The sequence below is a fragment of the Deltaproteobacteria bacterium genome, assembly GCA_016218975.1.
Taxonomy (GTDB): domain Bacteria; phylum Desulfobacterota; class Deferrimicrobia; order Deferrimicrobiales; family Deferrimicrobiaceae; genus JAENIX01.
In genome coordinates this window covers 97,878-112,615 of record JACRCO010000001.1, presented here as the reverse complement: position 1 = coordinate 112,615, position 14,738 = coordinate 97,878, and the positions used below count along the sequence as shown (strand labels likewise).

Here is a 14,738-nt window from a genome sequence, read left to right as displayed (position 1 = left end):
GTCGTGACGACTTCCATCTAAATTGAGTATGCGAAAAGAATCGCCCGCCGTCAAAGAAAGTAATGTGTGGAATTATTTCCACATCAATATAATGTATTTATCTGTGTGGGCAATTATTTACCCTTTCTGAACGCCCCTCATCTATCATGATCGTTTTGAATCTCGCAAGATACTGATATTGCAGCATTTTACATTGCCTAACTTTTTTGGTTCCATATGGCACGGATTCTGCTTCTGATAAAAACAGTAAACAATATTGGACCGGAACAGGGGTAAATAATGAAAAAGCCTTCCTTGATCCTTCTTGCGGCTCTCCTTATCGTGTTCGGCGCCGGTTGGTCTTTTGCGGCCAACATCACGATCTACGACGGCAGGCAATCTTCAAGCGACCCGTGGTACGGCAGCCGCGAAGACAACGAAGTCGAACCCGGATGCGTTATCAACCAGACCTGGGATCTCGAAGGTTTTACCCTGCAAGGGAACAAACTGAAGATGATCGGGGGCTACAACTTCAAAAACGGCAATTCCGGCTATACTTCCGGCGACATATTCCTCGCCACAGGCGCCGCTCCGCAATACGGGACGGTGACGAATCCGGCTTTTGGCTACGCTACCACGTACAATACCTATGGTTACGACTATGCCCTGCAGCTTGACTTTGCAAACAGCATCTACAGGATATTCGGCCTGACCTCCGATTCCCGCGTAAAGACGGCCTGGTTCAGCTCAAACAGAGGCTCGAATCCGTGGAAATACTCCGACGACGGCACCGGCATTTTTCTCGGTCAGGGTACGTTGATGTACGAAACCGGTTTAAGCGACGGCTCAACCGGATTCCTGGGAGGCAACCACAACGCCGTGACGGTCGATATCGGTTTCCTCGGTTACGGGACCGATTTCTACGCGCACTATACGATGGGTTGCGGCAACGACGATCTGATGGGGCATGGCGCCACTGCACCGGTTCCCGAGCCCGGGACGCTGATTCTTCTCGGGACGTGCCTTATCGGGATTTCGGGTTATGCGAGGAAACGGATCCGGAAATAATCGCGAAGTTCACCAGTCAACCTTGTAAACCAACCTATACGAAAGCGGGGGCGTTTCCGCCCCCGCTTTTTACTATCCGTTTACGATCAAGCCGCTGTAAAAACCCGATCTTCCCGGGACTGTCCCTGTTTTCAGGTAAAACCTCAGGAACGTCCCCGTTTGTAGGTAAAACCTCAGGAACGTCCCCGTTTGTAAGTTCGTTCCGGTCTTGCTTTAGAACTGCGCCTTGAAGTACTCCCGGTTGAGCCGGGCGATGAACTTCACGTTGATCCCCTTCGGGCAGGCGGCCTGGCACTCGTAATGGTTGGTGCAGTTGCCGAAGCCGCAATCCTGCGCCGCCTGGAGCATGGCGACGACCCGCTCGGCCGCCTCCACCTGACCCTGCGGCAGCGCCGCGAGCTGGGAGACCTTCGCACCGGTGAAGAGCATCGCCGCGCCGTTCGGGCAGCCGGCCACGCAGGCCCCGCATCCGATGCACTCGGCGGCGTCCATCGCGTACTCCGCTTCGGGACGCGGGATGGGGATGGAGTTGGCGTCCGGGCACCCGCCGGTGTGGGCGGAGGTGTACCCACCCGCCTGGATGATCTTGTCAAGAGCGCCCCTGTTCACCATCAGGTCCTTGATGATGGGAAACGCCCGTGCCCGCCACGGCTCGATGTAGATCGTGTCGCCGTCCTTGAAGAGGCGCATGTGGAGCTGGCAGACGGTGGTGCGCTCCTGGCCGCCGTGGGCCAGGCCGTTGATCACCTGCGAGCAGACGCCGCAGATTCCCTCCCGGCAGTCGTGGTCGAAGACGATCGGCTCCTTCCCATCCTTGATGAGTTCCTCGTTCACCACGTCGAGCATCTCGAGGAAGGAGTGGTGGTCGGTTATGTTTTTCGCGGTGTAGGTCTCGAAACGGCCGGGCTTGTCAGGACCGGCCTGCCTCCAGACGATCAGCTTCAGGGTCTTTGTATTGTGTTCGCTTTGTCCGCTCATTATTTATAGCTCCTTACCGCGGGTTTGATTACGGTGAAATCGAGCGGTTCCGTGTGCCGCTCGGGCTCCGCGCCTTCGCCCTTGTATCCCCAGGCCGCCACGTGCATGTAGTTCGCGTCGTCGCGTTTCGCTTCCCCGTCCTCGTACTGGTGCTCCACCCGGAAGTGGGCGCCGCACGATTCGTCGCGGGCCAGGGCGTCGCGGCAGAGAAGGTCGGCGAATTCGATGAAGTCTATCGTCCGGCCGGCGTTTTCGAGCTGCTGGTTCAGCTCTTTGGGGCTCCCGCTCACCTTGAGGTTTTTCCAGAACTCTTCCTTGACCTCCGGGATCTTCGAGAGGGCCTCGGTGAGGGATTCCTTGCTCCGTCCCATCCCCACGAGGTTCCACGTGATGTTCCCCAGCTTCCGCATGAAGTCGGCGGGGGTCTCCTTCCCGTTCACCGAGAGGAGCTTCCTGATAAACCCGTTCACGTCGTCGATCGACTTCCTGCACTCCGGGTGGTCCGTATTCACCTTCCCCGGCTTCGAGGCGGCCAGGTAAGGAGCGATCGTGTACGGAATGACGAAATAGCCGTCGGCAAGGCCCTGCATGAGGGCGCTTGCGCCCAGCCTGTTCGCACCGTGGACGGAGAAGTTCGCCTCGCCCAGCACGAAGAGGCCGGGGATGTTGCTCATCAGCGTGTAGTCCACCCACAAGCCCCCCATCGCGTAGTGGGAGGCGGGATAGATCCGCATCGGAACCTTGTAGCCGTTCTCCCCGGTGATCCGCTCGTACATCTCGAAGAGGTTTCCGTACCGCTCGCGTATCAGGTTCTCGCCGAGACGCTTGATGGAATCGCGGAAATCAAGATATACGCCGCGCCCGCCGGGGCCGACGCCTCGCCCGTCGTCGCACTGTTCCTTCGCGGCCCGGGAAGAAATGTCGCGGGGCGCAAGGTTGCCGAAGCTCGGGTACTTCCGTTCGAGGTAGTAATCGCGGTCCTCTTCGGGGATGTCGTTGGCGGCCCTCTTCTCATCCTTCTTCTTCGGCACCCAGATCCGGCCGTCGTTCCGGAGGGACTCGGACATGAGGGTCAGCTTCGACTGGTAGTCGCCCGCCTGCGGGATGCAGGTGGGATGGATCTGCGTGTAGCAGGGGTTGGCGAAGAAGGCGCCTTTTTTGTACGCCTTCCAGATCGCCGTGACGCTGCATCCCCGAGCGTTCGTGGATAGATTGAACACGTTCGCGTAGCCGCCCGTGCAGAGGCAGACCGCGTCGCCGGTGTGGACCCTGATCTCGCCGGTGACGAGGTCCCTCAAGGTGATCCCCTTCGCCTCGCCGTCGACCAGCACGATGTCGAGCAGTTCGGTGCGGGTGAACATCTTCACCGTTCCCAGCTTGATCTGGCGGGAGAGGGCCGAGTAGGCGCCCAGCAGGAGCTGCTGCCCGGTCTGGCCCCGCGCGTAGAAGGTGCGGGACACCTGCGCGCCGCCGAAGGAGCGGTTATCCAGGTAGCCCGCGTAGTCCCGTGCGAATGGAACGCCCTGCGCAACGCACTGGTCGATGATCTCGTTGCTCACCTGGGCGAGCCGCCATACGTCGTACTCGCGCGCCCGGAAATCGCCGCCCTTCACGGTGTCGTAGAAGAGCCGCTTGATGCTGTCGCCGTCGTTCGGGTAGTTCTTGGCTGCGTTGATCCCGCCCTGTGCCGCGATGCTGTGGGCCCGGCGAGGGCTGTCCTGGTAGCAGAACGCTTCCACGTTGTACCCGAGCTCGCCCAGGGACGCCGCGGCGGAGGCCCCGGCAAGCCCGGTGCCGACGACGAGGATCTTGTACTTCCGCTTGTTCGACGGGTTCACCAGCTTCATGTCGAAGCGGGCCTTGTCCCATGACTGTTCGACCGGTCCTGTCGGACACTTTCCGTTGAGTATCACTGTGGACCCCCTATTTGGCCAAAATTCCGGCGAGGATGAGTACCGGGATGGCGCCGTACCCCACCAGGAAAAGCACGCTGAGCAGCTTGCCGATCGCGGTTAACTTCGGGAGCGTCTTGTCGTTGCTGCATCCCACGGTCTGGAAGAGGCTCTGTATCCCGTGGCTCAGGTGGAGGAACAGCGTGAACATGGCGACAAGGTAGACGATGGAGATCGGCGTGATGCTGAAGCTGGTGACCACCATCTTGTAAACGTCGCCGGGCTTGCTCGCGACGGCATCCGGAAGGATGTCCGGTGTGACGCGGAGCGTGAACTGAAGGAGATGATAGATGAGGAAGGAGAGGAGCAGGACCCCCGTCCAGATCATCGTCTCGCTGGAGAAGGTCGCCTTCAGCTTCTTGCTGACGGCGTACTTCGACGGGTTCGCCGCGCTGTTTTCCAGCGTCAGCGTGATCCCGAGCCAGAGGTGCAACACGAGCATGAGGGCCATGAACCCGCGGAAGATCCACACCAGCGGGCCCAGGCTGTGAAGCTTTTCGGCGTACGTATTGAGCGCCGCCGGACCTATGAAGATCGAAGAGTTTCCCAGCATGTGCACCAGGACGAAGAAGAGCATGAAGAATCCGGTGACCGCCATCACGACCTTACGGCCTACGCTGCTCGACAGGAATCCCATAACGCATTCCCCTTCTGTATGGATTTTTCTTACGAGCCGAACATTGTATTCTGCATACACGGAGTTTCGCATACCTTTATAACGCCGTCGGGGACGAATCGCAACGAAGAATTTCGTGTTTTTTTTCGGCTTCCCCGCGTGCGTTCGCGTGCGCGTCTATGGCGTTCAGCCGCGGGGGTGGTGCTTCCGGTGGATTTCCTTCAACCGTTCGGAAGTTACGTGCGTGTAGATCTGGGTCGTCGCGATGTCCGCGTGGCCGAGCATCGCCTGCACGGCCCGCAGATCCGCTCCTCCCGCCAGCAGGTGGGAGGCGAAAGAGTGCCGTAACGTGTGAGGTGAAATCCTTGTGCGTATCCCCGCCGCCCCCGCCCAAAGCCCGATCCGGTTCCAAAGCGTCTGGCGCGTTATCTGCCGTCCGAGGCGGCTGAGGAACAGCGCGCTCGTCGCCTTCCCTTTCAGGAACTTCGGGCGCCATCCCTTCACGTATTCACGCAGGGCCTCGAGCGCCGCGTCCGCCACCGGGACGACTCGTTCCTTCCCGCGCTTCCCGATAACGCGCAGGAACCCTCCGTTCGTGTCGACGTTCTGGAGGGCGAGGGAAACCACCTCGGAGGCTCGAAGGCCCGCGGCGTACATGAGCATGATCATCGCGCGGTCCCGCATCCCCTCCGGAGTGCTCCTGTCGGGCGCCTCCAGCAGATTGCCCACCTCCGTCACCGTCAGGTATTTCGGAAGCGGCCTGCCGATGCGCGGGGCGCGCACTTCCGAGATCGGGTTTGCGGAAAGCTTCCCCTCCCGCACAAGGTGCCTGAAAAACGAACGCACGGAGGAAACGAGGCGGGCGGCGCTGCGCGCGGACACGTTCGTGGCGGAAAGAAAACCGAGGAAGTGGCTCCTCCGGAATCCGTCGATGGAAATGGAGTTTTCGATAAGGAACGACGAGAACCGGCGCAGATCGCGTCCGTATGCATCCAGCGTGTTCGGGGAGAGCCTTTTCCCCATCCTCAACTCGATGAGGTAGGCGTCGACGAGAGAATCTATCTCCACGGCCCTATTTGCGGATTCGGGTTCCGGGATCGAAACCGCCGGCGGCGACGGCCGTGGCTTCCGCAAGATTCAGAATCCTCGCATCCATGGTGGAAAGGTCGATCACCGCGCAGGTGGCCCTTCCGCTCATGAACCCGCAGGACTCCCCCGGATTGATCACTATCGCGCTCCCCATCCGCATCGTAAGGGGGCGATGCGTGTGCCCGAAGAGGACGAGGTCGAATTTCCCCCTTTCGTTCATCTCGCCCTGCAGGTCGTCGAAGGCGTGCGCCATGAGGATTTTCCGCCCCGCGAGCTCGATCACGTGCGGCCCGCGATGGAACCCGTTACCGGAGACGGTCTGAAGACCGAACCGGTCGTAGTCGTTGTTCCCGAAGACTCCGTGGAACGGCATGGCCGCCTTCCTGAACGGCTCCACCACCGGCGGTGAGCAGACGTCGCCGAGGTGCAGGACCGCTTCCGCATGTTCCCGCAGGAAAACCGCCAGCGCATCGGCAGCGCTTCCCCGCTTGTCGTGCGAGTCGGAGAGGATGCCTACTTTCATCCCTGCCCCTTCATTCCCCGATCGCTTCGAGGAGTGAGGCCCGGATCTCTTCCAGGCGTCCCTCGTCCACGATCTTTCCCATGCCCCGGTCGGTCAGGTAGAAAACATCGGCTACCTGGTCGGCCTTGGTGGAAATCTTCGACAGCGCTATGTCTATCCCCAACCCGGTGAGGGTGCGGGTGATATCGTACAGAAGGCCGAGCCGGTCATACGTGAATATATCCACAACAGTGTAGCGCGAGGAGACCGAGTTGTCGAACAACACACGCGTAGGGCGGTACTTCGCCACCTTGTCCCGCACGAACCGCGCGATTTTCCTCTCGGCAAGGAGCTGCTCCACCGTGGCTTCCCCCTTGAGGACCGCGGCGAGGTCCTGGAAGAGCCTATCCTTCTTGGGATCGCCCGCAAGGCTCTTCCCCATGTACGTAACGTAGAACACGTCCAGCGCGACGCCGTCGATGGAGGTGGAGATGGATGCGTTGAGGATGTTGATCCCGTTGGCCGAAAGCGTCCCCGCGATCTTGGCGAAGAGCCCCCGCTGGTCGTTCCAGGCGATGATCAGCTCCGAGGAGCCGGATTCGGGGTAGTCCACCGCTTCGACCTTCGGGGAGGTCCCGTCGAAACCGCAAAGGAGCCGAAGGTGCTCGGCGAAGCAACGGTCGGGCGTCCCCAGGAAGTACCTGTCGTCGAACCGCGCCAGGAACCTGTCGACGGCCGTGCGCGGGAAGGCGGCCAGCAGCTCCCGCACCTCCTCGCGTCGCTGGAGGGGGCGCTCTTCGTAAACCCTCTTCAGCTTCCCGGTCTCCAGGACGTTCTTCGCCTTGCCGTACAGCTCCCCGAGCAACATTGCCTTCCACTGGGTCCACACCTCGGGGCCGACCTCCCGAAGATCCGCATAGGTGAGGAGATAGAGCTGGTCCAGCCGGGAAGCGCTTCCGACCGCTTCGGCGAACCACAGGACGAGCTCGATGTCGTGCAGGTCGCGGCGCTGGGAGGTGTGCGCCATCAGCAGGTGGTTCTCCACGAGAAAGACAAGGTCCGCGGTTTCGCTCTCTTTCAGCCCGATGCGAGGTCCGATCCTGGCGGCTATCTCCGCACCGATCTGCGAATGTCCGTGTCCCTTTCCCTTCCCGATGTCGTGGATGAGGATCGCGAGGTTCAGCAGGTCCCGGCGCGGGACATTCATGTAGATCCCCAGAAGCTCCTCTTCCTCCTTCGTACGGGCGGCCGCGTTTTCCAATTCGGAAAGGACGCTGGCGGCGCGGATGGAATGGATGTCCACCGTGTAGACGTGGTAGATGTCGCGCTGCACCTTGCTGTACAACGGCGCGAATTCCGGGAAATACCGGCCGAGGAACCGGCATTCGTTCATGGCCAGGAGCGAGTCCCTGAGGCCGCGGGGGTCGGCGAGGATTTCCAGGAAAAGCCGCCCCGCCCGTGGATCTTCCCGGAACTCCTGCCCGACCAGCGGCAAGGCCTGCTGTATCCTCTTCTTCGCCTGGACGGTAAGCTCGGAATGCGTCTTCTGCATAGTGCGGAAGAACTCGAGAATGGCGACCGGGTCCCTCTGGAAGGAGGCGCTGTCACGCAGGCTGAGCTTCCCGCGGTAGAGGATTCCCTCCCCCGTCACCGTCTTCCGCCTGAACGGAAGAAACGGCCTCCTGCCGCCCTCCGAGATGAACCGGTCGACCTCCTCCAGCAGTTCGTCCGCAAGGCGCGCGGAGGAGAGGGCGTGCATGTAGTAGGCGCGCATGAACCGCTCGACGCCGTAGTGCTTGCCGTGGGTCCGGTATCCGAAGAGATCGGCCATCTGCTCCTGGATCTCGAACGTCAGGACGTCGGTCTTCTTCCCCGTCAGGTAGTGGAGGCCGTTGCGTGTCTTCAACAGCCAGGACAGCACGTGCCGGATTGCCCGTATGGTGTGCGACGAGAGAACTCCCTTGTTCCGCAGGTCGACGAGGTTGCCGCACTTGTACTTCACGCGGGCCGTCCAGACCGCCGTGTGAAGGTCGCGCAGTCCTCCCCTGCCCTCCTTGACGTTCGGCTCGAGTACGTAAACGGTCGATCCGTATTTCGCGTGGCGGGCCCGCATCTCCGCGAGCTTCTTCTCGATGAACCTGTCCGCCCCCGAGTAGAAGAGGAATTTCTCCAGCTCCCGTTCGGCGTCGCGGAAAAAATCCTCGCTTCCGGCGACGAACCGGTAGTCCAGCAGCGCAGTCCGGATGGAGTCGTCCATGGACGCCATCCGCATCGTTTCCTTCACGTTGCGGACGCTGTGCCCCACCTCGAGCCCCAGGTCCCATAGCGGATAGAGCATCCACTCCGTCATCGCCTCGACGTAGCGGTCCACCTTGTATGGATGCAGGAAGAGAAGATCGATGTCCGACTTCGGGCATAGTTCGCTCCGGCCGTAGCCGCCTACGGCCACGGCCGACAGCCGGTATTTCACGTCGGGCGCGGTGGCGAGGAACCTGCGGCGGGAACGGTCGTGCAGCCCCTTCAGGATGGCGTCCATCGCGCCTGAATAGCGGCGGCAGGCGTCGTCACCTTCGCAAAGGCCTTCGCGCTGCTCCTTCCCGAGAGCGGCGAGCGTTTCCGAATGGAAGGCCTTCAAATATTCCAGATACTCGCGGTCGGAGAGGTCTTCGCGGGACGGATCTTCGGGGTATGCAGGGAGGGACAAGGCGGTTTCCTCACCGGTCTGCGAGGGCCAGGGTGCGCTTTTCCCCGTAGTAGCGGACCGCCTCGACCACGCCGTCGGCGATCGTTGCGAGATACTCGGGGTCGCAAAGACGGGCCTCTTCCCGCTTGTTGGTGATGAACGACGATTCGACGAGGACGGCCGTCATGCGCGCGCCGACGAGGACATAGAACGGCGCCTGCTTAAGCCCGAGGTCGTGCACCCTGCCGAACCGGCCGTTCACGTTCTTCACGATCGAGTCGTTGACGGTCTTTGCGAGCCGAAGCGATTCCTTCTTCCGCCCGTAGGTGGACAGGTCGTCGATGATGAACTTGACCGCCGAAAGTTTCGCGACGGGGACTCCGTTCTCGCGCGCGGCAAGTTCGAGCGAGTGCCGGTCGCTTGCCCGGCTCAGCACATAGGTGGAAATCCCCTCCGCCTTCCGGTTCGGGCTCGCGTTGATATGAAGGGACACGAACATGTCCGCCCTCGCTTCGTTCGCCATAGCGGTCCGCTCTTCCAGCGGGATGAAGACGTCGGTGTCTCTCGTCATCCTGACATCGTAGGCTCCGTCCCGGGCCAGCCTGTCCCGGACCATCCGGCCTATCGCCAGCACGACGTCCTTTTCTTTAAGCCCCGTTGGGCCGACGGCCCCCGGGTCCTTCCCTCCGTGCCCCGGGTCCAGCATTACCCGGATCCTGCCGCGATGCGGCGAAGCGGAACGCGCCTTCGGGTGATCCGGCCGATTCGCCTCCGGAGGTTCCGCGGGGGCCTGAGGCTCGCCGGGGGGCGCTGCTGCGGAATCCGCGGGAGGCGCGGATTCCCCGTCCGGCCTTCCGTTGATATCGACGATGATCCTGAAGGGATCCGACATCGAAAATACCCGATAGCCGCTCTCCCTCTCCAGGTCGATCACCACGCGTACGACGCCCTTCCTGAACCGGCCGGCGCGTACGACCTTCAGCAGCCCGTTGCGCACCTGCACCGGCCGCCGAAGGATCTCCTCGCGGACGTCGGCGTCTTCTATGTCGATGAAGATCCGCGGCGGAAGGCCCCGCGCGGGGTCGGCACGCAGGAAGTTCGCTTCGTACTTCGCCTCGTCGGCAAGGTCAACGGCGACCCGGGTGTATTCCTCGTTCGTCCAGAACCGGATGCCCGAAACGACGACGTGCGCTGCGAGGGACGACGACACTGACGGAAGGAGGAGAAGCGCCGCGGCCAGAACGGCCGAGCGGAAATAGCGCGGGGGACGGTTCACCGTTTTCCCTTCAGCATCCTCTCTTTCCACTCCGCGAGCCGAAGAAGGGCGTCCAGCGGGGAGGTCCGCTCCGCGTCCGTCCTGCGGATTTCCTCGAGGACGGCTTCTTCCTCCTGCGTGCGCCGCCCGCCGAACAGCACCATCTGGGCTGCGTCCTTCCCGTCGATGGCTCCCGGGCCGGCGATGTTCGGCAATCCGTATTCATTATACTCGGCGGATTCGAGGTTTTTCAAAATATCTCGGGCGCGCGCGACCACGTCCTCCGGTATTCCCGCCAGGCGGGCTACCTGTATCCCGTAGGATTTGCTTGCGCTCCCCGGGTCGATCCTCCTCAGGAAAATGATGTCCCCCTGCCATTCCCGCACGGCCACGTGAAAGTTCCTCGCCCGGGAAGCGGTCTGGACGATGTCGGTGAGTTCGTGGAAATGGGTGGCGAACAGCACCTTGGGGCGGTGCGGGGAATCGTGCAGGTGTTCGGCGACGGCCCATGCGATGCTCAACCCGTCGAATGTGCTCGTTCCGCGTCCGACCTCGTCCAGGACCACCAGCGTTCTCGGGGTGAGGCCCGAGAGTATGCGCGAGGTCTCCCGCATCTCGACCATGAAGGTGCTCTCCCCGCGGGAAATGTCGTCGGAGGCGCCGATCCGTGTGTATATGCGGTCCACTACGCCGATCTCGGCATTTTCCGCCGGAACGAATGACCCCGCGTGCGCCAGCAGCGCGATAAGCGCCACCTGGCGGATGAAGGTGGACTTCCCCGCCATGTTGGGGCCGGTGATGACCGACATCTGGCAGCCCTCGGGGGAGAGCCGGCAATCGTTCGGGACGAAGGCGTGGCGGCCCAGGATGCGCTCGACGACAGGATGCCTGCCGTTCCCGATGACGATGTCCAGTCCGTCGTTCACGACGGGGCGGCTGTACCCTTCCGCTACCGCAAGATCGGCGAAGGAAAGCAGCACGTCTATTTCCGCGACCGCCTCCGCGGCCTTCACGATGCCGGGAAGATGTCCTTTGAGCTCTTCCCTTAGCGCAAGAAACAGCTCCTCCTCTCGGGCGTTCCTTTCCTCTTCCGCCCTGAGCGTCCTGGCTTCGAAGTCTTTAAGCTCCGGCGTGACGAACCGCTCCGCGTTGACCAGCGTCTGCCGCCTGATGTACTCGGGCGGGACCCTGTCCAGATTCGCCTTCGAGATCTCGATGTAATACCCGAATATCCGGTTGTGCCGGATTTTCAGGTTCGAGATTCCGGACCGCTGCCGCTCCCGCTCCTCCATCTCCGCGAGCATGTTTTTCCCGTGTGTCAATAGATGAACCAGTTCGTCGACACGGGAATCGAATCCTTCCCGGAAGATTCCCCCTTCCCGGAATGCGGCGGGCGGATCGTCGCGCAGCGCCGCCCCGATTCTTCCCGCCGCGGCGGAGTGGTCCCCCACGCCTTCACGCGCCCGAACCAGAAGGCGAGAACCGGCCGCGGCGAGCCGCCCCCGGACCCCGGGCAGCAGGTTCAGCGCGTCCGCCAGGGCGGCGATGTCGCGCGGGCCGGAGCGGTCCTGCGCGAGCCGTGACGCAAGGCGGGCAAGGTCCGCCATCCCGGACAGCAGATTTCCGATTTCCCGTCTCACATCGTGGGATTGCGCCAGTTCGGAGACCGCATCGTGCCGTTCGCCGATCTTCACGGGATCAACCAGCGGCATGGCGAGCCAGGCGCGCAGCAGCCTCGCCCCCATCGGGGTACGGGTACGGTCGACGGCCCACAGGAGGCTCCCCCGACGCTCACCCGACATGGTGGAAAAAATTTCCAGCGTCCGCACCGCCGTTTCGTCCATGGAAAGGTAGCGGCGACCCTCCCGTTCCTCTATGCGCGTTATTTCGCCAAGCGCCGCCGGCTGGTGCAGGTGGAGGTAGTAAAGCGCCGCGCGAACGACCCCCCTTGCGGGATGGCCCGGTGCGGGCATACCTTCCGGTTCCGTGGCGGAAAACGCTTCGACCGCGGCCGGCGAAAGCATGGAGTGTAGCTTCCCCTCCAGGAGCCGCCGGAACCGGCCCTGCGCAGGATCCCCCTCCCCTTCAAGCGAAACGGATTCCGCGGGGGAAAGCCGGAAAAGGGCGTCGGCCAGGCCTTCCGCCGTGTCGCACGCTTCGTGGAAGAATTCCCCCGTGGTTGCGTCGAGGGCGGCGTAGGCGTACGGAGGGACGAACCGCACCGCGGCGAGGAAATTGTTGCCGCGGGCGTCGAGGCACTCGTCGTGGAACACGAGGCCCGGAGTGACGACCTCCGTCACCTCCCTGCGGAAGAGCCCCTTCCCCCCGGGCTCCTCGATCTGCTCGCATATCGCCACCTTGCATCCCTGCCGGATGAGCCTGGAAAGATACGCGTTGCGGGCGTGCCAGGGGACGCCGCACATGGGAATGTTCGATTCCCTGTCCCGGCTGGTCAACGCTATGTCGAGGAGCCGCGCGGCCTTGATGGCGTCCTCGAAGAACATCTCGTAGAAATCGCCCATGCGGAAGAAGAGGATGCAGTCCCGGTAGCGGGACTTGATCTCCACGTACTGCCGCATGGCGGGGGTGAGCTGCGTCGACATACGTCAAGCACCTTGCATGTGCCCGACCGAAGTCGGACGTTTCCCCGCAGGCTCGACACGCCTCGCGGGGTACCCCTCGCGGGGGACGCCTTGCCCGGCCATCCATGGCCGGGCTGCGGCTCGATAGCTTCTCGCTCCGCCCTCCCTGGCTCCCGCTTCGTCGCTATACGCCCCCGCGAGGGGCACCCCGTCTCGGCGGCTCGCCCGCGGCAGAGTCCGTTCTCCGGCGTCCCTGCACAACGCACGTACGTTATCCGGTCTGACATTCATCATGGAATGTAGCTTTAAGGTCGAAGCGGCTCGAACCTTGGAGTGAGGCGCGCGTGGGTTTCCGTCAGGGATTCGGGCAGGACCCGCGTCGTCAGGGCTGCGGTCATGAAATTCGTGTCCCCTCCCCACCTGGGAACGATGTGCATGTGCAGATGGTCCGCGATCCCCGCCCCGGCAGTCTTCCCCAGGTTCATCCCGACGTTGAACCCTTCCGGGGAATATTCGTCCTCGAGCGCTTTCGACGCAAGCGCCGTGAGGGACATCAGCTCCGCGAGCTCCTCCTTCGAGAGAAGGGAAAGCTCCGCGACGTGCCGCCGCGGAGCGAGAAGTATGTGACCGTTGTTGTAGGGATAGCGGTTGCAGATCGCGAGGGTGCGCGGATAGATCCCCAGGATCAGCGCTTCCGGATCGCTCCGGTCGGCCTCCCCGGCGCAGAAAATGCACCGGCTTCCCGCACCGCCGGAATTTCCCCCGCGGAGGTACTCCATCCGCCAGGGGGAGAACATGCGCTCCATCAGGCCGTCAGGTATTGACCAGTTCCCGGAGTTCCTTGCCTACCTTGAAGAAGGGAATCCGTTTTTCGGGGATGGACACCTTCTCGCCGGTCTTGGGGTTGCGTCCCTCCTTGGCGCGGCGGACGCGGACGGTGAAGCTGCCGAACCCGCGGATCTCGATCTTCTCCCCCTTCTGCAGCGCGTCCTTCATCTGAAGGAAGACCGTGTCGACTATGACCTCGCACTCCTTCTTCGTCAAAGTCGTGACCTGCTCCGACAGCTTCTGAACGAGATCGCTCTTCGTCATGCTTTCATTCCCTCCACGGGATTATTTTATTGTGCGAGGTAATCGAGGCGGATTCGATACTCGGTCAATTTATCCCCGATTATACTTTTCGCCTCTTCCTTTAGCAATTCCAGGATGGAGATCTTTTTTTTCGGCGGCGTCACCACGCGGGGCTCTCCCTCGATATTCGCCATCTTCCCCGCTTCCGCCACGGCGTCTTCCAGGTTTCCGAGCGCATCGATCAGGCCCAGCGCCTTGGCCTGCTCCCCCGAGAAGATCCGCCCGTCGGCGATCTTCAACACCTTGCTCTTGTCAAGCTTCCTTCCTTCCGCCACGGCGTCCACGAACTGGAGGTGGACGTTGTCCACCACCTCCTTGAGAAGCTTCCGTTCCTCGGGCTTCATGTCGCGCACGGGGGACCCCAGGTCCTTGAATTCCCCGCTCTTCACCACCATCCCCTTGACGCCGATCTTTCCGATCAGGTCCTTGACGCTCACGAACGACATGATAACCCCGATGGAGCCGGTTATCGTACCGGGATTCGCGTAGATCTTCTGCGACGCGCAGGCGATGTAGTATCCGCCGGAAGCCGCGAGAGCCCCCATCGAGGCGACGACGATCTTCTTGCCCTGGAGCTTCTTGACCTCCTCATGGATTTCCTGGGACGGTCCGACCCCGCCCCCCGGGGAATTTATGCGTATGACGATCGCCTTCACGGAATCGTCCCTGGCGAATTTCTTGAGCTGTTCTATCGTCGCCTCGGAGTCGGCGATCAGGCCCGTTACCGGAAGGACCGCGACTTTGTCCCCTGTTTTCAGGGACATGTCGTCCATGCGTGAAACGACTCCGATGAGGATGAAGAACGCGGCGAACACCAGGGCAACGATCGCGCAGCCGCGAAGGAACGGGCGGCGGCTCCGCGGGGCCGGAAGGGGCGAATCTGTCGTCATGCGGCGCCTTGCT

General features: G+C 62.2%; 12 protein-coding genes. 1 reads left to right on the top strand and 11 read right to left on the bottom strand.

What is annotated here, in order from left to right; genetic code table 11:
* Positions 1 to 279 precede the first annotated feature (279 nt).
* The gene (locus tag HY896_00490; GenBank protein MBI5574822.1) at positions 280 to 1,047 is read left to right on the top strand and encodes a PEP-CTERM sorting domain-containing protein; all 768 of its coding nucleotides are present in this window, start codon (positions 280 to 282) and stop codon (positions 1,045 to 1,047) included.
* A 213-nt stretch (positions 1,048 to 1,260) separates the two neighbouring features.
* Here HY896_00490 and HY896_00485 read toward each other — a convergent pair whose 3' ends face one another.
* The 11 genes from HY896_00485 to sppA all read right to left on the bottom strand — a co-directional run bounded on the left by HY896_00485 (position 1,261) and on the right by sppA (position 14,725).
* Complete coding sequence (locus tag HY896_00485; GenBank protein ID MBI5574821.1) at positions 1,261 to 2,025, bottom strand: succinate dehydrogenase/fumarate reductase iron-sulfur subunit; 765 nt, start codon at positions 2,023 to 2,025, stop codon at positions 1,261 to 1,263.
* Entirely contained in the window at positions 2,025 to 3,938 is a 1,914-nt protein-coding gene (locus HY896_00480; GenBank protein ID MBI5574820.1) for a fumarate reductase/succinate dehydrogenase flavoprotein subunit, read from the bottom strand. The genes HY896_00485 and HY896_00480 overlap by 1 nt, the downstream gene beginning before the upstream one ends.
* 10 nt (positions 3,939 to 3,948) lie before the next feature.
* Positions 3,949 to 4,614, bottom strand: coding sequence for a succinate dehydrogenase cytochrome b subunit (locus HY896_00475; protein ID MBI5574819.1), 666 nt, complete (start codon positions 4,612 to 4,614; stop codon positions 3,949 to 3,951).
* A gap of 165 nt (positions 4,615 to 4,779) precedes the next feature.
* Complete coding sequence (gene xerD, locus HY896_00470) at positions 4,780 to 5,661, bottom strand: site-specific tyrosine recombinase XerD (protein MBI5574818.1); 882 nt, start codon at positions 5,659 to 5,661, stop codon at positions 4,780 to 4,782.
* A 4-nt stretch (positions 5,662 to 5,665) separates the two neighbouring features.
* Positions 5,666 to 6,205, bottom strand: a complete 540-nt coding sequence (locus HY896_00465) for a metallophosphoesterase (GenBank protein ID MBI5574817.1) — start codon at positions 6,203 to 6,205, stop codon at positions 5,666 to 5,668.
* Positions 6,206 to 6,215: 10 nt separating this feature from the next.
* A complete protein-coding gene (glnD, locus tag HY896_00460; protein ID MBI5574816.1) occupies positions 6,216 to 8,888 on the bottom strand; it encodes a [protein-PII] uridylyltransferase in 2,673 nt (890 codons plus the stop codon).
* A gap of 10 nt (positions 8,889 to 8,898) precedes the next feature.
* Positions 8,899 to 10,143 (bottom strand): N-acetylmuramoyl-L-alanine amidase, encoded by a 1,245-nt coding sequence (locus HY896_00455; GenBank protein ID MBI5574815.1) that lies wholly within the window; start codon positions 10,141 to 10,143, stop codon positions 8,899 to 8,901.
* Positions 10,140 to 12,725, bottom strand: coding sequence for a DNA mismatch repair protein MutS (mutS, locus tag HY896_00450; GenBank protein ID MBI5574814.1), 2,586 nt, complete (start codon positions 12,723 to 12,725; stop codon positions 10,140 to 10,142). Before mutS ends, HY896_00455 begins: the two co-directional genes overlap by 4 nt.
* Positions 12,726 to 13,009: 284 nt before the next feature.
* Positions 13,010 to 13,510, bottom strand: a complete 501-nt coding sequence (locus HY896_00445) for an HIT domain-containing protein (protein ID MBI5574813.1) — start codon at positions 13,508 to 13,510, stop codon at positions 13,010 to 13,012.
* 7 nt (positions 13,511 to 13,517) lie between these two features.
* Positions 13,518 to 13,796 carry an integration host factor subunit beta gene (locus HY896_00440; protein ID MBI5574812.1) on the bottom strand — a complete coding sequence of 93 codons (279 nt, stop codon included), beginning with the start codon at positions 13,794 to 13,796 and terminating at the stop codon, positions 13,518 to 13,520.
* Positions 13,797 to 13,822: 26 nt separating this feature from the next.
* Positions 13,823 to 14,725, bottom strand: a complete 903-nt coding sequence (sppA, locus tag HY896_00435; protein ID MBI5574811.1) for a signal peptide peptidase SppA — start codon at positions 14,723 to 14,725, stop codon at positions 13,823 to 13,825.
* Between the last annotated feature and the right edge of the window lie 13 nt (positions 14,726 to 14,738).

Coding starts and splice junctions, on each gene's coding strand:
- HY896_00485 (MBI5574821.1), bottom strand. CDS start 2,025: ATGAGCGGACAAAGCGAACACAATACAAAGACCCTGAAGCTGATCGTC.
- HY896_00465 (MBI5574817.1), bottom strand. CDS start 6,205: ATGAAAGTAGGCATCCTCTCCGACTCGCACGACAAGCGGGGAAGCGCT.
- mutS (MBI5574814.1), bottom strand. CDS start 12,725: ATGTCGACGCAGCTCACCCCCGCCATGCGGCAGTACGTGGAGATCAAG.
- HY896_00475 (MBI5574819.1), bottom strand. CDS start 4,614: ATGGGATTCCTGTCGAGCAGCGTAGGCCGTAAGGTCGTGATGGCGGTC.
- HY896_00440 (MBI5574812.1), bottom strand. CDS start 13,796: ATGACGAAGAGCGATCTCGTTCAGAAGCTGTCGGAGCAGGTCACGACT.
- HY896_00445 (MBI5574813.1), bottom strand. CDS start 13,510: ATGGAGCGCATGTTCTCCCCCTGGCGGATGGAGTACCTCCGCGGGGGA.
- sppA (MBI5574811.1), bottom strand. CDS start 14,725: ATGACGACAGATTCGCCCCTTCCGGCCCCGCGGAGCCGCCGCCCGTTC.
- HY896_00490 (MBI5574822.1), top strand. CDS start 280: ATGAAAAAGCCTTCCTTGATCCTTCTTGCGGCTCTCCTTATCGTGTTC.